We start from the raw sequence: 20,668 nt of genomic DNA, 5'->3' as shown, positions 1-20,668 counted from the left end.
CGACGTGGTAAATTTATTGTAAAGTTGCGCCCGATTTCTGGTCGCGATTAACCATTGCGGGCCTACGGAACTATACCATGTAGCGCATTCTGATGGTCTGCCGCACCGGTGCAGAGCCGACCGTGATCGCTGCATCGTTGAAGCGCGGCGGGCCCATGCGGACGCGGGCATCGCGCGAGAAACCGAAGCCTTCGGTGGGCATCATGCCCAAAGCGCGGTCGGCGCGGCCATTGTTGTTTTCATCATGCAGCAGCGCGATGGCATAGGTGCCGGGCTCGACATTGCGGAAGGTTAGGGTTGTCGCTTGGCCTGCCTCCACAACCGTGCTGTGCGCGCCTGCAGTGCCTTGGCAACGCGGGAAACGATCGGCATCGGTCGTCATGCAGGCGCGCACCACGCCATCGGTGTTGCGCAGATTGGTGATGGTGACGGTGATGGTAACGCCCGTCTCCTCCACCCCGCCCGCCGTTAGCGGCGCAGCGGCCAGCATTGCGCCGGTTGCGGCAATCAGCGCGGCTGCGCGGCGTGTTCGGCCTGATATCTGGCGGCCAGTCCCTTGTCGGTTTTGCACAGGCGATCCCAAAATCTGAAGTAAAGTCCGTAATTGCAGCGATATTCGTCATGATGCCGCTGATGATGGCTGGCTGTTATCACCCAGTTCCCTACGCGGGAATGAACGAACCATCGCGGAAAGATTTCCCAGCCCATATGATTGGTGACGCCCATAACGGTCATCACCCCCGCAACCGCGCCCAAGGCGGCGATATGGATGGGGATGATAAAGACGAGCAGCGGCAGCACGATGGCGCCTGTCAGCGCCTCAATCGGATGAAAGCTCATCGCCGCCCAAGCCGTCGGCGGGCGGCTGGCGTGGTGGACGGCATGGGCGATGCGGAACCATTTGGGCCGGTGCATCAGCCGGTGCGTCCAGTAAAACCACGTATCATGCGCGAACAGGAACAGCAGGATCGAAAGCGGCCAGTACCATAGCGGATAGGCGGCGATATCGCTGTAAATCAGCGTCCAGCCGCGATTGTCCCAGCCCCAGGCAATAATCCCGGCGGGCAGACCATAGATTGCAGCCGAGGCGAGCGACCAGCCGATTTCCTTGCGGATTTGCGGGTTTAACCCGGCATACAGCCCCGGCTTCACCCGCGCCGTTGCCAGCGCGAACAGTCCGCTCGCCAGCAGATAACGCAGCGCAATGATGGCGATCATGGCGGCAACAGCAAGGGCAAGCGCAGATAGCATGGTCGGATCGCTCTATGCCGCAGAGGTGAATCTTCGACTACCCCAAAAGCGTGCCGGGGCGGGGGCTGATCGCATTACCCCGCCAGTTCGCCGCCCCAATTGCCGCAATGTGGGTCTGCCAAAACCAGCTGGCGGCGCAGCGCCGTGCGCGCGAGCCGCTCCACTTCAACCCGGCGACGGGCAGCGGCAAGCGGGTGGCTGGGTGCGGGGCGGACAATCTCCGCATCATATTCGTCCGCCACGATCACGCCGCAGCAATCGGGGCGGTAATCCGCACTATCGAGCACGTTGCGATCAAGCTCGGGCGGCAGGCCCCAATAGAAGCGGTCGCAGAAATCAAGATAGTCCGGCCATTTGCCGTCGCCGAGGAGATCGCCGCGCGCGGTTTTCACTTCCACGATCACGATCTTGCCCTTGGCATCGATCCCCATCAGATCAGCCCGCCGCCCGTTGCGCAGCGGCATTTCTGCGAGCGCCCAGATGCCGTTGCGCGCAAACAGCCGCAGAATCCCGCGACACACTGCATGCGAGCGCAACGGATCGGAGGCGAGAACGGGTGCGGGAGCGTCTGTGAGCGAATCAGCCATCGGATGATGCTGGAACGAAAAGCGAACATGGTCAAGATTATTTGGTTTCATGAGCCTGCATCCGCAGGCTCGTCCGCGGTGCTGTTCGCTCCGCGGGGGCTTCGCTCCCGCTGCGCGGCACCTGCGGGTCGCGCGCGCGCTCGGTCGGTCGCTAGGCGCGACCGAGAACAGTCCTTCCTAATTGGTGCTGGAATCGGCACCGAAGGTGGCGACAGCCCGCGACTGCGGGTCGGCCGGTAGGCCGATAGCCAAGTGAGCGGATGCGAACGCCGGCGTTTGAGGCAAAAAAATCTCCCGGCGGAGCGAACAGCACCGAGGACGATCCGGCGGATGCCGGATCGAAGAGACGGCTACGCGCTGCGGCGCGGGCCCATGTGTCCGGCGGGCGGGACCAGCGCCATGATCGCATTGCGCGCGGCGGTGAATTCTTCCCACAAGGCCTCCGCTGCGGCGCGGCCATTGCTGCCGCGCGCGTTGATTGCGAGCAATGCGGCAAGCCCGGGCTCCATGATCGCGGCGAGATCGGCGCAGCCATTCTCTGCCAATTCCTGCCGCCACGGTTCGGCATCGCGGATCTGCGCGGGGAAGGATTTGACCGCCTGATCGACCTTGACGGGTGCAACTCCCGCCAGCGTCGCCACGACCGTCCCGGCATCGCTGAGCGCGGCCCAGCGCATGGCGAGCGCATTGGCCTGTGCCGTCTGGCGCGCCAGCGGACGCCCCGCGCCATTGCCGAATCCGGGTGTGAGAACACTCATAGACACGCGATCTACGCCGCAAGTGGTTGCCAAGCGGTTAGCGTCGTCGCGTGACTTACCTGGCCCACGAAAGGCTCCGCAGACACCACCACAAAGTTTGCCCTTGGCGCGGCGCGACGCTGTTGCTACCTGCGCCTCTGGCTCACGCCGTCAGCACCCGTAGCTCAGCTGGATAGAGCGCTGCCCTCCGAAGGCAGAGGCCACAGGTTCGAATCCTGTCGGGTGCGCCAATTGCGCGCATTTGGTAAGCAGTCGCTCGCCTTCTTTGGCTCAATTCCCGACGAACACAAAGGGTGCCCAAATCGCGGGATGGGCCGCGTCGGGAACTTCCTGGGATCGCATCAGGGCAAGCTGCGCCTCGCGCAGGGCCATAGCCGGTGATGTTCCGGCAACCGCCTCCCTCGCTGTGGCAACGGTGAGGATCGCGGCGGCATCATCGCGCACGCGCCAGTGGCTCACCAGCAATGCATCAGCGCCTGCGAACAGGAACGCCTGCGCAAGGCCGCCAAAGGCCTCGCCCGTTGCGCCATTCCCGCTGGCCGAATTGCAGGCGGAGAGCACAACCCATCGGGCGGAGAGATCGAGGGCGGCGATTTCGGACGCGGTCAGCAAACCGTCATTCGCGGTGCCTTCACCCTGCCCGTCTTGCGGCGGGGTGAGCACCAGTGCCGCCTCGTCGATGCCTGCCAGTTCGCCTGCCATCAGACCGTGTGTGGCGAAGGTTAGGAAGTCTGCACTGTCGAGATCGGCCTGCCGGAGCAATGCCTCTGTGGCATCGGCACCGACATAGATCACACTCTCCCCGGCCCCAACGGCCTCCCCCAGCGCGCGCAATTCGCCTTCGGCAAAGTCCAGCCGCCCGAGTGCCGCGATGGTTTCATCATCGCCTTCCCCCGCAAACGACCGCTCGGCCTGCGCAGCCCCGGGAAGATCCGGCGCGCCGATGCCGAAAAATGTCGCGAATTGCGGCGCGGCCGCCTCCGCACCCGCGCCTACGGCATCAAGCGTGATGGGATAGGAAAAGGCCGCCGTTTCGATGAGATAGCGCCCCTCTTCGTCGACAAGTATCGATAACGGCAGCTTTGCCAGCTCGCCGCGCGCGATCACGCTGATGGCGCTGCGGCCTGCCAGCGCGTCCACCACGGCAGGAGTGAACAAGGCATCGTGCAGCGCGCGAGCGGTCTCCGTGTCAAAATCAACCGCCGCGCCCATTTCAATATTGGCGCGCAAGCGCGCAACCTGCTCGCGGATGGTGAGGGTATGGGCACCGGCCACATCCGTCACCAGACCATCCGGCGTCAGCACAAAGATCCGGGTTTCGATGTCTCCTTCCACGATGAACAAGAGTGCCGCATCTTCGCCCAACCTTTGCTGGAGCCCCGCCGCAGTCTCGGTCGTCAATAGCGGAAGATTGCCTGCATTGCCGGCCGCGGCGAGCGCGGATTGGATGTCGGTGATTTGCCCTTGCAACCGCGCTGCCGCTTGCGCATCGCCCGCGCTCACTGCGGCCTGGAAATCGGTGAGCAACAATTCGCGCTGCTCGATCTGGTTCTGCCGATCGCGGAGCGCTGCGGCGACTTCTGGATCGTCGGCGGCATTGCGCTGGCGCGCGCGGAGCAGGCCGCGTTCGGATGGGCCAACGCCGATATATTGCGCAAGGTCAAAGCTACGCCCGGCATCGCCGAGCGCGCTGGCCGTCGCGGTGGCCCAGCCGAGGGCCCAATCGAGCGCTTGGTCAACGCCGCCGCCAGCGCCTTCATCGCCCACCCCTTCCTGCCAGAAGGCAAGCAATGCAGGCTGGGCCTCGTCGAGATAGGCGCGCGCGGCCTCGCGATTGCCTGTTCGCGCCGCCGCCAGCGCCCTTAGTGCCAGTGCCTGCGCGAAAGGCTTGCGAAATTCATCGGGTGTACCGCGCCAGATGCTTTCCAGATCCGTGAGATGGACATTGGCCTCCTCCCAACGCCCGGCACGCGCATAGCCGATGGCCAGCCGGTTGAGCGTCCACGAAATGTCTGGATGTCCGGCCGGACGTGCCGCGCGGTACCCGGCGAGCAACCGCTCACTTTCCGCAAAGCCTGCTTCCGCCCTGCCAATAGCCTGGTAGATATTCGCCAGTTTGGAGCGCGCCTCCAGCGTTTGCGGCGCGTCTTCTCCCTGACTCTCGGCAAGGCGCGCGACGGTGTATTCGGCCAGAGGCAGCGCATCGGCGTGGCGACCTTGTGCCGTGAGGGACGCGATCAGATTGAGCCGCGCTTCTGCCGCTGTGGCCGCTTCCGGCCCATAGGCCGTTTCCCGGATCGCCAGGGCGCTGCGCGCCATTTCCTCGGATGCAGCCAATTGCCCGGTTTGCAGCAGCAGGTAGGACGCGTTAAGCATCAATGTGCCGACACGCGGATGCACCGGCCCAAGAGCTGCGGATGCCCGCACAATGCCGTCGCGCAGCACGGCACCGCCTTCATCCAGCTCTCCGCGCATGAGAAAATAGATCGCGCGATTGTTCACGCCGACGGCATAGGCATCGGCAATCTCGCCATCATCCGGATTTGCTGCCAAGAGCGGCTCGGCAAGGGCGAGCGCCTCTGCGCTGAGCGTGAAGGCGGCATCAAGATTGCCCATTCCGCGCTCTGACCAAGCGAGATTGTTGAGGCCTTGGACTAGCTGCGCATTGCCTTCTGGAGGAGCATCGGCGCGCCACAGATCGACCGCTTGCCGTTGCAAGGCGATAGCCCCTTCGCTGTTGCCAAGCGCCTCATAGACGACGGCCAAGTTGTTGAGCGTCTCGATATATTTGCCACGATACCGCGGCCCGGCGGCGGCGTAGATGTCGCGCTGCGCCAACAACCTATCAGGCAGAGCCGCCAGCTCTCCCAGCACGAAATAGGTGAAGTCGATCTCGCCTTCCAAAATGGCGATTTCCGGATGATCGGGCGGGTAGATGGTGAGCGCGTATTGGACGATGTCTTCGTAAGCGGCCCGATAGGCGCGCGGATCGGAGAACTTGTCGATCGCGTCGGCAGTTTCGCGCATCGCGGCAAGCCGATCGGCCTGTTCGCTGCTCAATACTATGTCTGGAGTCGCGAGTGCAGTGTCTTGCGCCAAAGCCGCAACCGGTAGCGCCAAACCCAATGCGCCCGCCGCCAGAAAAACCGAAAATCGCATCAAAATCCCCCGATTGCATCGTCGCTACGATGCCAGACGCCTACTCAATAGCAAGGTGGTATTGCGCGGTTCGCGTGCCATCATTGGACAGGCGTATCGTATGCCGCTGGGTGAAAAGCGGAGTCCACACGCACGAACCGCGCCGGGTTTGCCGCGTGCATACGGTGGTCGCCTGCCCGTCGGCGATGCTGATATGCACCGCCGGGCCGCTGCGCGCATGGATGGCAATTGCCGCGCGCTCTCCGGCAAGAAACGCCAGCCCAAATTCGGCACTGCGCCCCGGCGCGATGGAGCCGCGCCGCACGGCAGGGCCGCCCACCGGCCCGCGCATCGGCGGGGGTAAGTCCGCCTGTGTCCGCCAGCGGGCAATATTGGCCACGTCTTCCTCGTCCTCAAAACGCGCACCCAGTGCTTCGATCCGCGTGAGCTGGCGGGCGAGTTCCGCTCGGTTGCCTTCCTCTGCCGCCTGTTCGGCCCGTGCCAGCGCGTCAAGAACCTGCTCTGCATCGTTCGCATCGGCGGCTAGCGGCGGCAAGGCAGTGGCGGCAATATCGGGCGCGGTTACGGACTGACAGGCAGCCAGCGGCAGAGTTGCCAAAAGCACAAACAGGAGAAGGTTTGCGTTTTTCATCATCTGCTCCCCGAAATTCGAAAACTCGCGCCTGTTTCCGTATCGTCGAGCGACAGGGTGAAGCCGTGCCGCTCGGCAATTGCACGCGCCAGTGCCAGCCCCAATCCGCTGCCCGAGTCCTGCGCCTTGGCCTGTTTGCCGCGGAAGAAGCGGTCGAAGATCTGTTCGCGCTCTGCCACGGGGATGCCCGGGCCGCTATCGGCAACAACCAGCACCGGCCCTGCTTGCAGCGTCAGCGTCACTTGGCCGCCCGCAGGCACATATTTGAAGGCGTTATCCAGCAGATTGGTCACCATCCGGCTAAGCTGCATCGGCGCGCCCTCCACCGCGACGCCGGGCTCGATTTTCCAGGAGAACAGGTGCCCCGATTCTTCCGCGCTATCGGCATAAAGCTCGCAAATCTGGTTGGCCAGCGCGCTCAGATCGACAGGCTCCAACCCGTGCCGATCACCCTGCCGGGCCTTGCTGGCGGCGATATCCAGCAGCGATTCGAGCGTGCTGACGAGCTTGCGGATTTCCTCGCGCGCTTCGATCAGCCGGGCACTTGCCGCCTCGCCCGGTTGGGCTTCCAGCGCCCGCACCAGCCGCCGGTCAAGATGCATCAGCGGGGTGCGGATTTCGTGCGCAATCTGGTCCGATGTATCGCGATAGGCCGCCATCAGCCGCGACAGGCGGGAGAGCGCATTGGCCGCATTGCCCGCAAGATCGTCGATCTCGTCGCCCTTCTCCGGATCGAGCAAAGCCCGCAACGCGCCGGTTTGCTGCCGGTAAAGCGCGTGGTTGATAGCGCCGATGCGCTGGCCGAGGCGCGCGGTTGCCAGCTTCCCCGCCGCGCCGACGCACAGAAGGATCACCGCGCCGCCAGCAAGAAAGGCGAGCATGATCTGCCGCCGGATCGCCGCGCCGCCATCGGCTTCGCGCGCCACCACAAGTTGCAGCTCCGGCCCCAGCCGTGTGGCGCGGGCGAACACTGCGGTGTTCTGGCCGATGGTGATATAACCCGCTTCCGAAACCGCCGCGTCGAGCGCGGGCCATGCCAGAATGTCGCCGACGATCCGCGTGCCATCATCGCGCGCCAGAATGTAATGCGGCGTATTGGCGTCGATCGGCGCAAAGGCCAGCCTGTCCTTGATCCGCAATTCCAGCTCGCGCTGCCCGCCGCTGGCATAGATGTCGACAAGGCCCGCCAGATCGACATCGACCTGATCCTGCGCCGCCTCGCGGATCGACTGGCGCACCGTCCAATCGGTCAGAAGCCACAATCCCGCAAGCAGCACCAGCGTGAGACCAGCGGACGCCCAGACGATACGGGCAAAGATGGAGCGGCGCGCCATCCTTGCGCTATTTTCCGGTCAGCAGGCGATAGCCCGTCCCGTAAATGGTTTCGAGCGCGGGCGTGGCAAAACCGTCTTCCAACTTGCGCCGCAGCCTGCCGATATTGACATCGACAACGTTGGTTTGCGGATCGAAATCCATGTTCCACACATCGCGCAGCAGCATTTCGCGGGTTACGGTTTCGCCTGCATTTTCGACAAAATAGCGGAACAGTTCGAATTCGCGGGGGCTGAGCGCGAGGTGCTTGTTCTGGCGGAAGGCGGTGCGCGATTTCACATGGCATTCAAACGCGCCGTAAAGCAGCACCGCGCTGTGTTCGCGTCCCGAAGCGCGCCGGCGCAACGCCTTGACGCGGGCGAACAGCTCCTGCGCTTCGTAGGGTTTGGCGAGATAATCGTCCGCGCCCGCATCAAGCCCCTCGGCCCGGTCGGTTGACCGGCCCAATGCGGACAGCATCAGCACGGGCGTGCCAACGCCGCTGTCGCGCAGACGGAGCAGCAGCGAAATGCCGTCCGTATCGCCGAGCATCCGGTCAAGAATGATGACGTCGAACGGTTCCATCCCCGCCCGTCGCAGGCCCGTTGCGCCTTCGCTTTCCCAAACCAGATGGTCGCCGCGCTCTGCCGCCATCGCCAAAATCTCGGTCGCGGCGCGCTGGTCGTCTTCGATATAGAGCAGTTTCAACGGCTTGTGCCCCTCTGCCATCGCTGCCTCTTTATCCATTGCCGATGCCTTCTGTCTGCCAAGAACGGCAGGCCGGGGCAAGCCTGCCCTGCCCCGACCCCCGCCGCTTTCCCTCTCGCCGTGCTTAAGGGAAAGCGCTCATGCCCCCCGCATCCGCGCCGTGCCACGGCATCGCCCCCCGACCGATGGAAAAGCATGGAGGAGTTATGCTGGCACGCGTTGGCGATGTCCGCTGACAAGCAGCGACAGGCCGATGACAAATGCTGTCAGAATTGGGCGCGGTCTAGTCCGCCCAACCCGCCTTCAGAAACTGCTCGGCGCATCCGGCGAGGAAGGCCGCGCCTTTGGGCATCACGCTCTCATCAACGATCATGCGGCTCGAATGCAGGCCGCAGCAGCCCTGCCAGTCGCTGCCTTCCGCCGCCACGCCGAGGAAGAACATCGCGCCGGGCACTTTTTCGAGCACGTAGGAGAAGTCTTCTGCTCCCATGGTAGGCGCGGCGCGGTAGGCCCATGGTTCGTCGCCGCCCAGCGCCTCGGCCACCGCGCGGCCCAGCGCGACGGCGCGGGCATCGTTGATCGTCGGCGGGAAGCCCGGCGTGATGCTGAGCTCTGCGGTGCAGTGATGCGCGGCAGCGATATGCTCCGCCACGCGGCGCACTTCCACCTGGATCGCGGCGCGGCGTTCGGGCGAGAGATTGCGCATCGTGCCGAGCAGATAGGCGCTGTCGGGAATGATATTGTTGCTGGTGCCCGCGGCGATTTTGCCGATGGTGATGACGCTCGCCTCATTGGCGGCAAAGCGGCGGGTGACCATGCTCTGCAAAGCCAGCACGATTTCGGCGGCGACGGGCACCGGATCAATCGCATCGTAAGGCATGGAGGCATGGCCGCCTTTGCCCTTGACGGTGATCTCAAGCATATCGGCAGAGGCGAGCATCGGCCCCGCGCGGCTTTCCACCCGGCCGTGCGGCGCGTTGGGCCAGACATGGAGCGCGAAGGCGGCATCGGGCAGCGCGTAGTCCGGAGTTCCGCCCAACAGCCCGTCTTGCAGCATATGCCGCGCGCCGTGGAAGCCTTCTTCGCCCGGCTGGAACATGAAACGCACTTCGCCTTTCAGACTGCCTGCGCGGCCTGCAAGAATCCGCGCCGCGCCTGCCAGCATGGCGGTGTGCGCATCGTGGCCGCAGGCGTGCATCCGGCCGGGAATGGTGGAGGCGAAATCGAGACCGGTGTGCTCGTCCATCGGCAGCGCGTCCATATCGCCGCGCAGCAGGACGCTCTGCCCCGCTGCGGCGCCTTTCAGCACCGCGACCGCGCCCGTGCAAGACGGGCCCTCGTGCCATTCGAGCGGCAGATCGGCGAGCGCCGCCTTGACCTTGGCGAGCGTTTTGGGCGTGTCCAGCCCCAGTTCGGGTTCGGCATGGATGGCGCGGCGCAGCGCGACAATCGCGCCCTCTTCTCCGGCAGCGGCATCGAGCAGGTCGGTGGTCAGCATGGTGGTGTCTCCCGAAGTGTCTTCGGGAGGGGTCTAATGCCAAGCACCGCCCGCTGGCAATGCAGCTTGAAGGCTAGTTGAGATAGAGAATCTCGAAATTGCCCCAATATTTGCCGTTGATGCGGATCGGCACGAAGATGTTCTTGGCCGCGCTGGGCTTGGTGTCACCGGCGCGCATATAGCGGTAGCAGCTGGCGGTGAACGGCTCGTCCTTGAGGTCGATCGCGCGCTGGGTCACTTCGTCGAGGAACTGGCGGCGGTTGCGGCAGAACTTGTCGTCATGCTCGCGGTCGCCGGTCGGCTTGCGCGAGCGTTCGCTGAGGTGGGTGGGCAGATAGCCGTCCATATTGGAAGCCACGCTGGAAATGATTTCGGAATGCCGCGCCTTGTGCTCGTCCAGAATGGGCTGGATATGGGCGTCGGCAAAGGCGGTGAAGCGGTTGTCATAGCGCACCGGATCGGAACCGGGGATCGGGCGGTATTCGCGGTCGAACACGTCGCTCTCGGCAAGGCTGCCATTGGCAATTGCCGCTTCGACCAGCGCCGCAATCCGGTCGCGCCCAGCCATGGCGATATCGACAAAGCGCCGGTCTTCGCTGGCAAAGCCGCTGCGCACCAGTTGGTCGAACATCGTCATCGAAGTCCATTCGAGGCTGTGCACGCGGGTCTTCATGTCTTCGAGCTTGACCGAATTGGCCGCGGCGCTGGCGGAGAAATGCTCCAGCTCGCCCTTGGCATCGTGCACGCGGCTGTGGATGAGGTCGGTGCTGTCGGCGATCTGGCCGTTTTGCCGGTCAACCTCGTCCACCAGCTGGGCAATCTGCTGCACCGTGGCATCGATGGTGGCGAGATCGGCCTGCGCCTTCGCGCCCTGGTTCACGCCCTTGTTGATCTTTTCGACCAGCGCCCCGGCTTCCTTGTCGAGCGAGGTGATGGTGCCGGTAATCTCGTCGGTAGCGACGCGGGTATCCTGCGCTAACTTCTTCACCTCGGCGGCCACCACGGCAAAGGTCGCGCCCGCCTCGCCCGCGCGGTGCGCTTCGATTGTGGCGTTAAGGGCCAGCATATTGGTGGTGTCGGCGATGGTGTCGATCGTCTGCGTCACATTGCGCACCTGCTGCATCGCGCCGGCAAAGCCGGTGATATGCTGCGCCAGTGCGACCACCAGATCGGTCAGCTCGGCAAATTCGCGCATGGATTCGCGCACCACCTGCGTGCTGGCGCGCAGTTCGGTGCGGGCGCGCTGTGAAAGGGCGCGGGATTCGTCGGCCGAGTGTTTGACGTTTTCCTGATCCGCCGAGAGCCGCTGCATCACATCTTCGAGCGCATCCTGCCGCAGCTTCATCTCATCCGCTGCAGCGATCACTTCTCCGATCAGTCCGCCGACATCGACGCAGCCGATAGTTACCTCACCGCAAGAGCGGGCAACGGCATCGATCAGGCCCGGATCGGCAGCTTCGAGAACTTCATGTTTCATGGATTGACCGTCCCATTACCCGCCACACGCGGCACCGGCTCGGCCTAGGCAATCATAGTTAGCAATTTGTAAATTTACGCAGGACTTGCGCCTCGCTTGGCAAATTGGGGGAGTTTTCCCCCATGTTCGCACCGTTTGACCCCGTGTTGCGCTTGAGGCGGGATTCGCCTGTCTTTACGTAAGCAAGGCAGGTTATGACCCGTCCGCTGATCTCTCCTTCCATCCTTTCGGCCGATTTTGCGCGGCTGGGGGAAGAGGTGCGCGCGATCGATGCGGCAGGCTGCGACTGGATCCATATCGACGTGATGGACGGGCATTATGTGCCCAATCTCACCATCGGGCCGGATGTGGTGAAGGCGCTGCGTCCGCACACCCAAAAGCCTTTCGATGTGCATCTGATGGTTTCGCCGGTCGATCACTGGCTGGAGGCTTTTGCTGCGGCGGGCGCGGATATCATCACCGTGCATCCCGAAGCGGGGCCGCACGTCCACCGCACGGTGCAGGCGATCCGCGCGCTGGGCAAGCAGCCGGGCATTTCGCTCAACCCTGCAACGCCCGCCAAAATGCTCGATTACCTGATCGAGGATATCGACCTGGTGCTGATTATGAGCGTCAATCCCGGCTTCGGCGGGCAGAGCTTTATCCACTCGCAGCTGAAGAAGATCGAGGCGGTGCGCAGCATGATCGACAAGCGCGGGCTGGATGTGCGGATTGAAGTGGATGGCGGGGTCAATCGGGAAACCGCGCGGCTCTGTGTTGATGCAGGTGCCGATGTGCTGGTGGCGGGATCGGCCACGTTTACCGGCGGCCCCGGCCACTATGCCGCCAATATCGCGGCCTTGCGCGGAGGTGCGGCATGAATGCCGAGGCGCTCGGCCTGACCCGCCGCACAGCTGGCGGCGAGCCGGGCGAGGGCCGTGCCATTCCCCTGTCGGACCGCGCCGACGAAACGCTCGCCGAAGACCGCGCTGCTACCGGCGATGTGCATGAAACGATTGCTGCCGACCGCGCGCTGGTGCTGACCGATTTTGATCCGCCCAGCGTCACCGCAGGCGAGCGGCTGCTACGCCTTGCCTATCGCATCGGCATTCCGGGCAGCACGCTGGCCTCGCCGTTCCGCAAGCCTGCGCGTCCGCGTCTGCTGGCAACGGTCAGCAGTCCACTGGCCGGAGAGCGCGCGGCGGGCATGGCGCTGCGCGCGGGGCATTTCTACGTCTACGGCGTGAAGGCACCGATTGCGCAGGTCGATTTCGGCGCGACGGCGCAGCTTACGCCGCCGTTCGAGCGGGTGATCCACGGCTTTACCTGGCTTCGCGATCTGGAAGCCTGTGCGCCGCGCCAGCAATGCACTGGCGTGGCCGAGCGGGTGCTGACGCGCTGGCTCGATGCCAATCCGGAGCCGGGCAAGGGTCCTGCTTGGAAAGTCGAGCACGCCGGGCTGCGGGTGATGAACTGGCTGGTGCACGCGCCGCTGATCCTTTCCGGGCAAGACAAGGCGCTGCGTATGCGCATCCTTGATGCCATCGAGACAACCACGCGCTGGCTGGACCGCAATGCGGGCCGCGCGCCCGACCGGATGGGCGAACTCGCCGCGTGGTGCGCGATCACCGCCGCCGGTCTGCTGCTGCCCGACGGCAAGCCGCGCCTGCTGTTCGGCGAGGCTGGGCTGACCCGCGCGCTGGGCGAGCTGGTGGGCGATGATGGCGGCGTCCTGTCGCGCAGTCCGCTGGCGCAGATGCAGGCGATGAAGCTGCTGATCGATCTGGCAGCGTGCTATACGGCGCGCGACAGCGCGGTGCCCGACGCGATTGGCAAAGTACTCGCGCTGATGGTGCCGCCGCTGCTTGCGCTGACCCATGGCGATGGCGGGCTTGGCAGCTGGCAGGGTTCCGCCGCCATTCCCGCCTCGCAGCTGGCCGCACTGATCGAAGCGAGCGGGGTGCGCACCCGACCTCTGCGCGAACCGCGCGGCTGGGGGTATCAGCGGGTTGCGGCGGGCAATGCAGTGCTACAATTCGATGCCTCGCCGCCGCCGCTTGGACGCCACGCGCGGATGGGCTGCGCCTCTACGCTGGCGTTTGAGTTCAGCCATGGCGAGCATCGGCTGATCGTCAATTGCGGCGGCGCGGCGCTGGCGGGCGGGCAGACGCCGATCCGCATTGAACAGGGCCTGCGCGCCACTGCGGCGCATTCGACGCTGGTGCTGGGCGATGCCAATTCCACCGCCGTGCTGCTCGATGGCAAGCTGGGCAATGGCGTTGCCGAAGTCGAAATCGACACACGCACTGTGCAATTGAAGCATGGCAGCGCGCGGCGGCTGGAGGCGAGCCACAATGGCTATGCCCAGCGTTTCGGCCTGCTGCACAAACGCATCCTCATCCTGCGCGAAGACGGCAGCGAATTGCGCGGCGAAGATTTGCTCCTGCCTTCGGGCCGCAAGGGCAAGCGCGGCAAAGTGCCCTTCGCCATCCGTTTCCACCTTGGCCGCCATGTCGAAGCGACGCTGAGCGAAGGGGGCAAGGGTGCGAGCCTGTTGCTGTCTGACGGCAGCCTGTGGCAATTTGTCAGCGGCGAACCCGATTTGCAGATCGAGGAAAGCCTGTGGGTCGATGGCAATGGCCGCCCGCATCCGGTACAGCAATTGGTGATCCAGGGCATGGCCTCGCGCGGCGGCGGCAATTTTGCCTGGCTGCTCAAACGAATGGGATGAATCCGCTCTGATGACTGATGTGGCAATCAAGCGGGCGCTGCTTTCGGTGTCCGACAAAACCGGTGTTGTCGAGCTTGCCGGGCGGCTGGCGAAAGCGGGCGTGGAACTGGTGTCCACCGGCGGCACCGCGCGCGCCTTGCGCGAAGGCGGGCTCGATGTGCTCGATGTGTCCGAGATCACCGGTTTTCCCGAAATGATGGATGGCCGCGTCAAGACGCTGCATCCGCGCGTGCATGGCGGATTGCTGGCGGTGCGCGAAGATGAAGACCATCTCGCTTCGATGGATGCGCACGAGATCGGCGGGATCGATCTGCTGATCGTCAATCTCTACCCGTTTGAGGAAACCGTGGCGCGCGGGGCCAGCCGTGCGGAGATTGTCGAGAATATTGATATCGGCGGACCGGCCATGGTGCGCTCTGCCAGCAAGAACCACCAGTTCGTCACCATCGTCACCGATCCCGCCGATTATTCCGAGCTGATGGCGGAGCTGGCGGAGCATGACGGGGCGACAACGCTCGCTTTCCGCACCCGCATGGCGGCCAAGGCTTTCGCCAAAACGGCGAGTTATGATGCGGCGATTGCGAACTGGTTTGCCTTTGGCGATGCCTACACCAATCCGCTGGGGACAGAGGCGCTCAATGCGACTCCCTTTGTCGATACGATGCCGCTCGCGTTCCGCAAGGTTGCCGACAGCCGCTATGGCGAGAACCCGCACCAGTCAGCTGCGGTTTATGTTCCGCAGGCGGTCAATACGCCGGGCGTTCCACAGGCCGAGCAAGTGCAGGGCAAGGCTTTGTCTTACAACAATTATAATGATGCGGATGCGGCGCTGGAACTGGTGGCGGAGTTTGCCGGCGGCGACCCTGCCATCGTCATCGTCAAGCACGCCAATCCTTGCGGAGTCGCGCAAAGCTCAACTTTGCTTGAGGCGTGGCAGAAGGCGCTCGCTTGCGACCCTGTTTCGGCCTTTGGCGGGATTGTCGCCAGCAATGTCCCGCTGGACGGCGCGACGGCGGAGGCGATCTGCCAGATTTTCACCGAAGTGGTTATCGCGCCGGGCGCAGATGCTGCCGCGCGGGAGGCCTTCGCGGCCAAGAAGAACCTGCGGCTGCTGCTGGTCGAAGACCTGCCCGATCCGGCGCGCGGCGGCTTCCAGATGAAGACGATTGCGGGCGGAATGCTGCTGCAATTCCGCGACAGTGGCATGATTGGCGCGGATGATCTGAAAGTCGTCACCCAGCGCGCGCCGACCGAGCAGGAAGTGGCCGACGCGCTGTTCGCGTGGAAAGTCGCCAAGCACGTGAAATCGAACGCCATCGTCTACGCCAAGGACGGCGTAACCGCAGGGATCGGTGCGGGGCAGATGAACCGCCGCGATTCCTCGCGCATCGCCGCACAGCGGGCCGAGGAAGCTGCCGAACTGGCGGGCTGGGACGAGCCAATGACGGTGGGCAGCGCGGTTGCTTCCGACGCCTTCTTCCCCTTCGCCGACGGCTTGTTGAGCGCGATTGGTGCAGGGGCCAGCATGGTGATCCAGCCCGGCGGCTCGATGCGCGACGAGGAAGTCATCGCCGCTGCCGACGAAGCGGGCATCGCCATGGTGTTCACCGGAATGCGCCACTTCCGCCACTAGCTGTGGCCCCGTTTGCGGCAAATTAACCATGGCGCGCTAGGCGGCAAAGATGAACGGCAGCGTGCCGGCGGGTTCAGGCAGATGCCAAGCTCCGCCCGTTAGTCCGGTCACCACCATGAGCAACCCGATTCGACCGGATACGTCCCTATGCACGTCTTTACCTCAGACCTCTTCCGCTCTTTTTCTCTGGGCTTCGGAGTAACCGCCACTATCATGCTGGCGAATATGCTTCCGTAACCCGGAGGAACCCTGTGCACCTAAAGAGTGTTTTTGCCGCCATCGTCCTGAGCGCCAGCGCGCTCGCCATCCCCGCCACGGCATCCGCCGATGTGTTCGACGCGCCGACGCCCGAACGCCAGGCGCGCGAATCCGGCTTGCAGACCGCGATCTTTGCAGGCGGCTGCTTCTGGGGGATCGAAGCCATTTTCAGCCACACGCGCGGCGTGAGCAGCGCGGTTGCAGGCTATCACGGCGACACCGCGGCCAACGCCACATATGACCGGGTTTCGGGCGGGTTCACCCGCCATGCCGAAGCGGTACAGGTAACCTATGACCCGAGCGTGGTGCGCTATGACCAACTGCTCGAAATCCTGTTCTCGGTTGGTGCCGATCCCACGCTGGTGAACCGGCAAGGGCCGGATCGCGGGACGCATTACCGCACCGCGCTGGTGCCGCTGAACAGCGAACAGCGCGCGGTGGCGCGGGCCTATATCCGGCAAATGGGCGAATCGGGCGTGTGGGATGATCCCATCGCGGTGCGGATCGAGAGCCACCAACGCTTCTATCCGGCGGAAAGCTACCATCAGGACTTCATGCACCGGAACCCCGACAATTCGTATATTGTCCGCTGGGATGCGCCCAAGGTGCGCGCGCTGCGCGAAATGTTCCCCTCGCTCTATCGCGCGCGCTTCCGCACCGGCTAAGCCCAGCGCGATTGCCGCCGCGCGCTATCGCTCCTATGTAGTGGGGTATGGCAACGCAGCACAAACACCACGAGCATTCTGGCGACAATCTGATCGACGAGGCCGCGCGCGTCCTGCGGGATGCGGGCGAGCAATGGACGGCGATGCGCGAAGACGTGTTCCGCGTGCTCGCCGCGCAGGAAAGGCCCGCCAGCGCCTATGACATTGCCGAGGATGTCGGCAAAGCGCGCGGCAAAAGGGTGGCGGCGAACAGCGTCTACCGCATACTCGACCTGTTCGTGCGGACGAACCTCGCCAACCGGATCGAAAGCGCGAACGCCTATCTCGCCAACACCCATCCGGGCTGCCGCCACGATTGCATCTTCCTGATCTGCGACGATTGCGGACAGGCCGAGCATTTTGACGATGATTCGCTCACCAGCGCGCTGCGCAAGGCGGGGGCGGATCATGGCTATTCCAATGTCCGGCCGGTCGTGGAATTGCGCGGTTTGTGCAGCGATTGTTCGAGCTAGGCCACGACGAAGCGTTCCAAACTATCGATAAACCGTTCATGGACGCGCCAGAAAAATCGGGCTAAAGCTGTGCGATGACTGCACAACGTCCCCATACGCCGCTCCTCGATACGGTCGATAATCCGCACGATCTTCGCAAACTCAAGCCCGAACAGCTGCGCCAGCTTTCCGACGAACTGCGCGCCGAAATGATCGACGCCGTCGGCTCCACCGGCGGGCATTTGGGCAGCGGCTTGGGCGTGGTCGAACTGACTGTTGCCATCCACTACATTTTCAACACGCCCGAGGACCGGCTGATCTGGGATGTTGGCCACCAGGCCTATCCGCACAAGATCATCACCGGCCGGCGTGACCGCATCCGCACGCTGCGGCAGGGCGGCGGGCTTTCCGGCTTCACCAAGCGCAGCGAGAGCGAATACGACCCGTTCGGCGCGGCGCACTCCTCCACTTCGATTTCGGCCGGTCTGGGCTTTGCCGTGGCCAACAAGCTCAACAACAAGCCGGGCAAGGCCATCGCGGTGATTGGCGACGGCGCGATGAGCGCCGGGATGGCCTATGAAGCGATGAACAATGCCGAGCAGGCGGGCAACCGGCTGATCGTCATCCTCAACGACAATGATATGTCGATTGCGCCGCCGGTGGGCGGGCTCTCGGCCTATCTGGCGCGCATGGTCTCCTCCAGCGAGTATCTGGGGCTCCGCAATCTCGCTTCGCGCGTGGCCGGCAAGATCAGCCGCCGCATCCACTCCTCGCTGCACAAAGCGGAAGAATATACCCGCGGCATGGTGACCGGCGGGACATTGTTCGAGGAACTAGGCTTTTACTATGTCGGCCCGATTGATGGGCACAATCTCGAACATCTGATCCCCGTGCTGGAAAATGTCCGCGATAGCGAGCAGGGGCCGATCCTCGTCCATGTCGTGACGACCAAGGGCAAGGGCTATGATCCGGCGGAAAACAGCGCCGACAAATATCACGGTGTGCCCAAATTCGATGTGGTGACGGGCGAGAAGGCCAAGTCCAAGGCCGGGCCGCCCGCCTACCAAAACGTGTTCGGCGATACACTCGCCAAGCTGGCCGAGACCGACACACGCATTTGCGCCATCACCGCCGCCATGCCGAGCGGCACGGGGATCGACAGGTTCGCCAAGGCGCATCCGGATCGCAGCTTTGACGTCGGCATTGCCGAGCAACACGGCGTCACCTTCGCCGCTGGCCTTGCGGCGCAAGGAATGCGGCCCTTCGCGGCGATTTATTCGACCTTCCTCCAGCGCGCCTACGATCAGGTCGTGCACGATGTGGCGATCCAGAATCTGCCCGTTCGCTTTGCCATCGATCGTGCCGGTCTGGTCGGCGCGGATGGGGCAACCCATGCGGGCAGTTTCGATGTGACCTACCTCGCCAGCCTGCCCAATTTCGTGGTGATGGCGGCTGCGGACGAGGCCGAGCTGGCGCATATGACCTACACTGCCGCCGAATATGACGAAGGCCCCATCGCCTTCCGCTATCCGCGCGGCAACGGTGTGGGCGTGGAAATTCCCGCAACGCTGCAGAAGCTCGAAATCGGCAAGGGCCGCGTGGTAAAAGGCGATGCGGACAAGGGCGGCAAGGTCGCCATCCTCTCGCTCGGCTCGCGGCTGGAAGAGGCCAAGAAGGCGGCGGTTGAACTGGAAGCCAAGGGGCTCACCACCACCATCGCCGATATGCGCTTTGCCAAGCCTTTGGACGAAGAGCTGATCCGCAAACTCGCCGCCACACATGAAGTGCTGGTAACGGTGGAAGAGGCTGCGATTGGCGGACTGGGCGCGCATGTCCTCACCATGGCGAGCGACGAAGGGCTGACCGATGGCGGGCTGAAAATCCGCACGATGCGCCTGCCCGACCTGTTCCTCGATCACGACGATCCGGTAAAGCAATACGACGCCGCCCGCCTCAACGCGCCGCATATCGTCGAAACGGTGCTGAATGCGCTGCGGCACAATAGCGCAGGCGTTGAAGAGGCGCGGGCCTGACCGGAGCGGCGAGGCCTCACGTGAACAGGAGGCTGCGGATGTTCGCTTGGGTCATCGTTGGTCTCGCGGTGATCTATGGCGGACTGGTGGCGCTGGTTTACCTCAACCAGCACCGCATGATCTACGTGCCGCCCGTCGCACGAAGCGATGTTCCGGCAGGTTTCGAGCCTGTGACGTACCGCACGCCAGACCGGCTTGATCTCGCCGCAGGTTATCGTCCCGCCGCGGATGGAATGCCGACCCTGCTGTTTTTCCACGGCAACGGCGCAAGCTGGCAATCGACCGCCTTTGTTACCGACCACTTCGCGGCGGCGGGATACGGGATTCTGGCGGCGGAGTATCGCGGCTATTCGGACAATCCGGGCACGCCTTCGGAGCCCGGCCTGTATCAGGACGCGCGCGGCGCATGGCAATTCCTGCGCGAACAACAAGGCGTGGCGGAAAGCGATATCGTGCTGGTCGGCAATTCGCTCGGTTCGGGCGTGGCGGTGCAATTGGCGACCGAAGTGCGCGCGCGGGCGCTGATCCTGATTTCTCCGTTCGACAGCATGGAAGAAACCGCCGCGCGGCAATTGACATGGCTGCCCGTGCGAATGCTGATCCGCGATCGTTATCGCAATGACGAGAAGCTCCCCGAAATCGGCGAGCCGACCCTGATCCTGCATGGCGAGGACGATTCGCTCATCGCGCTGGAACAGGCACAGGCGCTAGCGACCGTGCGCGACGATACCACGATCGAAATCTATCCGGGCTGGGGACACGATCTGGTGACCAACGACGATGTGCAAGTGAAGGCGATGGCGTTTTTGGAGGATCAGCCCAACTGAACCCATCGCCACACGCCCGCAGGCACATCGCCCACATGGATATGGGCATAGGTGGCCGCCAGCCAGCCGAGGATTGCCGCCAGCCACAGCAGCGCGCCCGCTGAGGGCATCGCCGACCAGCGCGGCCAGAAGCTCGTCTTCGCTTCCCACGCGGCCCAGGCCTCGCCCATTTGCTCGCGCTTCTTGCCATCCTGCAGCTTGGAACCGACCAGCGCGAGGATCAGGATCGCGAGCGCCACCACATTGGTGCGCCAGCTCCACCAGATCACGATATGCGATATCGCCCACAGCGCGATGCCCCACATCATCGGGTGGCGGGTGATGCGGAAGGCTCCGGCGGGTTCGCGCCGCGCCGCCTCTTTTGCGCCCGGGGCGGGTAGTGCCGGATTGCGGATGAAGGAGCCGAGCAGCAGCAGCATCGCTGGCAGGGTCAGCAGCGTCGCGATGACCCAGCCTGCCGTGCCGCTCCCGCCCAATCCGCTCCCCTGCACCTGCCCGAAAGCGTGCGCCATCCAGCCGAGCGTCGCAAAAGCCACCAGCGAATAGACGAGCATAAAGCCGGTCGCGCCCAGCACATTGATGAGCGGCGCGCGCAGCGGGTGAGACAGCACGAAATGCGTCCCGACGAAGGCAATGCTCGCCGCGATCAGCACGGTCAGCGCAGGATCCAT

The 20,668-nt window shown here is 64.1% G+C and carries 18 protein-coding genes and 1 tRNA gene; 8 read left to right on the top strand and 11 right to left on the bottom strand.

The window, feature by feature from the left end; genetic code table 11:
- Positions 1–70 precede the first annotated feature (70 nt).
- From GC121_RS04680 to GC121_RS04665, 4 genes are all read right to left on the bottom strand, one after another.
- Entirely contained in the window at positions 71–490 is a 420-nt protein-coding gene (locus GC121_RS04680) for a DUF2141 domain-containing protein (protein ID WP_151972992.1), read from the bottom strand.
- Positions 491–507: 17 nt separating this feature from the next.
- Positions 508–1,251, bottom strand: a complete 744-nt coding sequence (locus tag GC121_RS04675) for a sterol desaturase family protein (protein ID WP_151972991.1) — start codon at positions 1,249–1,251, stop codon at positions 508–510.
- Positions 1,252–1,325: 74 nt separating this feature from the next.
- Positions 1,326–1,838, bottom strand: coding sequence for an MmcB family DNA repair protein (locus GC121_RS04670; protein ID WP_151972990.1), 513 nt, complete (start codon positions 1,836–1,838; stop codon positions 1,326–1,328).
- A 350-nt stretch (positions 1,839–2,188) separates the two neighbouring features.
- Positions 2,189–2,596: a hypothetical protein gene (locus GC121_RS04665; RefSeq protein ID WP_234421109.1), complete on the bottom strand. Its 408-nt coding sequence runs from the start codon at positions 2,594–2,596 to the stop codon at positions 2,189–2,191.
- Between the two features lie 153 nt (positions 2,597–2,749).
- Between GC121_RS04665 and GC121_RS04660 the strand changes: the two genes are divergently transcribed.
- Positions 2,750–2,826: transfer RNA gene (locus tag GC121_RS04660), tRNA-Arg, on the top strand.
- Positions 2,827–2,866: 40 nt separating this feature from the next.
- Here the strand turns inward: GC121_RS04660 and GC121_RS04655 are convergent.
- From GC121_RS04655 to GC121_RS04630, 6 genes are all read right to left on the bottom strand, one after another.
- Positions 2,867–5,755 carry a CHAT domain-containing tetratricopeptide repeat protein gene (locus GC121_RS04655; protein ID WP_151972989.1) on the bottom strand — a complete coding sequence of 963 codons (2,889 nt, stop codon included), beginning with the start codon at positions 5,753–5,755 and terminating at the stop codon, positions 2,867–2,869.
- Positions 5,756–5,795: 40 nt separating this feature from the next.
- A complete protein-coding gene (locus GC121_RS04650; protein WP_199857754.1) occupies positions 5,796–6,389 on the bottom strand; it encodes a hypothetical protein in 594 nt (197 codons plus the stop codon).
- Entirely contained in the window at positions 6,386–7,720 is a 1,335-nt protein-coding gene (locus tag GC121_RS04645) for a HAMP domain-containing sensor histidine kinase (protein WP_151972987.1), read from the bottom strand. The genes GC121_RS04650 and GC121_RS04645 overlap by 4 nt, the downstream gene beginning before the upstream one ends.
- 7 nt (positions 7,721–7,727) lie before the next feature.
- Positions 7,728–8,444: a response regulator transcription factor gene (locus GC121_RS04640; RefSeq protein ID WP_234421108.1), complete on the bottom strand. Its 717-nt coding sequence runs from the start codon at positions 8,442–8,444 to the stop codon at positions 7,728–7,730.
- Between the two features lie 244 nt (positions 8,445–8,688).
- Complete coding sequence (locus GC121_RS04635; RefSeq protein WP_151972986.1) at positions 8,689–9,903, bottom strand: M20 family metallopeptidase; 1,215 nt, start codon at positions 9,901–9,903, stop codon at positions 8,689–8,691.
- A gap of 73 nt (positions 9,904–9,976) precedes the next feature.
- Complete coding sequence (locus tag GC121_RS04630) at positions 9,977–11,380, bottom strand: methyl-accepting chemotaxis protein (protein ID WP_151972985.1); 1,404 nt, start codon at positions 11,378–11,380, stop codon at positions 9,977–9,979.
- Positions 11,381–11,574: 194 nt separating this feature from the next.
- Between GC121_RS04630 and rpe the strand changes: the two genes are divergently transcribed.
- From rpe to GC121_RS04590, 7 genes are all read left to right on the top strand, one after another.
- A complete protein-coding gene (rpe, locus tag GC121_RS04620) occupies positions 11,575–12,240 on the top strand; it encodes a ribulose-phosphate 3-epimerase (protein ID WP_151972983.1) in 666 nt (221 codons plus the stop codon).
- Entirely contained in the window at positions 12,237–14,090 is a 1,854-nt protein-coding gene (locus GC121_RS04615; RefSeq protein ID WP_151972982.1) for a heparinase II/III family protein, read from the top strand. Before rpe ends, GC121_RS04615 begins: the two co-directional genes overlap by 4 nt.
- Before the next feature lie 10 nt (positions 14,091–14,100).
- Entirely contained in the window at positions 14,101–15,723 is a 1,623-nt protein-coding gene (purH, locus tag GC121_RS04610; protein WP_151972981.1) for a bifunctional phosphoribosylaminoimidazolecarboxamide formyltransferase/IMP cyclohydrolase, read from the top strand.
- Between the two features lie 251 nt (positions 15,724–15,974).
- A complete protein-coding gene (gene msrA / locus GC121_RS04605) occupies positions 15,975–16,646 on the top strand; it encodes a peptide-methionine (S)-S-oxide reductase MsrA (protein ID WP_151972980.1) in 672 nt (223 codons plus the stop codon).
- A 47-nt stretch (positions 16,647–16,693) separates the two neighbouring features.
- Positions 16,694–17,158 (top strand): Fur family transcriptional regulator, encoded by a 465-nt coding sequence (locus GC121_RS04600; RefSeq protein WP_151972979.1) that lies wholly within the window; start codon positions 16,694–16,696, stop codon positions 17,156–17,158.
- Positions 17,159–17,232: 74 nt separating this feature from the next.
- Positions 17,233–19,170, top strand: coding sequence for a 1-deoxy-D-xylulose-5-phosphate synthase (gene dxs / locus GC121_RS04595; RefSeq protein ID WP_151972978.1), 1,938 nt, complete (start codon positions 17,233–17,235; stop codon positions 19,168–19,170).
- A 38-nt stretch (positions 19,171–19,208) separates the two neighbouring features.
- On the top strand, positions 19,209–19,997 hold the full coding sequence (locus GC121_RS04590; protein WP_151972977.1) for an alpha/beta hydrolase: 789 nt from the start codon (positions 19,209–19,211) through the stop codon (positions 19,995–19,997).
- On the opposite strand, the gene GC121_RS04585 is transcribed toward GC121_RS04590, so the two are convergent.
- Positions 19,985–20,668 carry an NnrU family protein gene (locus GC121_RS04585; protein WP_151972976.1) on the bottom strand — a complete coding sequence of 228 codons (684 nt, stop codon included), beginning with the start codon at positions 20,666–20,668 and terminating at the stop codon, positions 19,985–19,987. The two genes, GC121_RS04590 and GC121_RS04585, sit on opposite strands and share 13 nt — an antisense overlap.

The sequence above is a fragment of the Erythrobacter sp. EC-HK427 genome (assembly GCF_902498745.1).
Taxonomy (GTDB): Bacteria; Pseudomonadota; Alphaproteobacteria; order Sphingomonadales; family Sphingomonadaceae; genus Alteraurantiacibacter.
The sequence above is the reverse complement of the archived record's forward strand: the minus strand, read 5'-3'. Positions and strand labels throughout refer to the sequence as shown.

What these genes read in the sequence shown, in the direction of transcription:
- GC121_RS04600 (WP_151972979.1), top strand. Translation starts at nt 16,694, where the DNA reads ATGGCAACGCAGCACAAACACCACGAGCATTCTGGCGACAATCTGATC.
- GC121_RS04670 (WP_151972990.1), bottom strand. Translation starts at nt 1,838, where the DNA reads ATGGCTGATTCGCTCACAGACGCTCCCGCACCCGTTCTCGCCTCCGAT.
- GC121_RS04675 (WP_151972991.1), bottom strand. Translation starts at nt 1,251, where the DNA reads ATGCTATCTGCGCTTGCCCTTGCTGTTGCCGCCATGATCGCCATCATT.
- GC121_RS04615 (WP_151972982.1), top strand. Translation starts at nt 12,237, where the DNA reads ATGAATGCCGAGGCGCTCGGCCTGACCCGCCGCACAGCTGGCGGCGAG.
- GC121_RS04630 (WP_151972985.1), bottom strand. Translation starts at nt 11,380, where the DNA reads ATGAAACATGAAGTTCTCGAAGCTGCCGATCCGGGCCTGATCGATGCC.
- GC121_RS04585 (WP_151972976.1), bottom strand. Translation starts at nt 20,668, where the DNA reads ATGGATCCTGCGCTGACCGTGCTGATCGCGGCGAGCATTGCCTTCGTC.
- rpe (WP_151972983.1), top strand. Translation starts at nt 11,575, where the DNA reads ATGACCCGTCCGCTGATCTCTCCTTCCATCCTTTCGGCCGATTTTGCG.
- GC121_RS04645 (WP_151972987.1), bottom strand. Translation starts at nt 7,720, where the DNA reads ATGGCGCGCCGCTCCATCTTTGCCCGTATCGTCTGGGCGTCCGCTGGT.
- GC121_RS04650 (WP_199857754.1), bottom strand. Translation starts at nt 6,389, where the DNA reads ATGATGAAAAACGCAAACCTTCTCCTGTTTGTGCTTTTGGCAACTCTG.
- dxs (WP_151972978.1), top strand. Translation starts at nt 17,233, where the DNA reads ATGACTGCACAACGTCCCCATACGCCGCTCCTCGATACGGTCGATAAT.
- GC121_RS04665 (WP_234421109.1), bottom strand. Translation starts at nt 2,596, where the DNA reads ATGAGTGTTCTCACACCCGGATTCGGCAATGGCGCGGGGCGTCCGCTG.
- GC121_RS04590 (WP_151972977.1), top strand. Translation starts at nt 19,209, where the DNA reads ATGTTCGCTTGGGTCATCGTTGGTCTCGCGGTGATCTATGGCGGACTG.
- GC121_RS04635 (WP_151972986.1), bottom strand. Translation starts at nt 9,903, where the DNA reads ATGCTGACCACCGACCTGCTCGATGCCGCTGCCGGAGAAGAGGGCGCG.
- GC121_RS04640 (WP_234421108.1), bottom strand. Translation starts at nt 8,444, where the DNA reads ATGGATAAAGAGGCAGCGATGGCAGAGGGGCACAAGCCGTTGAAACTG.
- GC121_RS04655 (WP_151972989.1), bottom strand. Translation starts at nt 5,755, where the DNA reads ATGCGATTTTCGGTTTTTCTGGCGGCGGGCGCATTGGGTTTGGCGCTA.
- GC121_RS04680 (WP_151972992.1), bottom strand. Translation starts at nt 490, where the DNA reads ATGCTGGCCGCTGCGCCGCTAACGGCGGGCGGGGTGGAGGAGACGGGC.
- purH (WP_151972981.1), top strand. Translation starts at nt 14,101, where the DNA reads ATGACTGATGTGGCAATCAAGCGGGCGCTGCTTTCGGTGTCCGACAAA.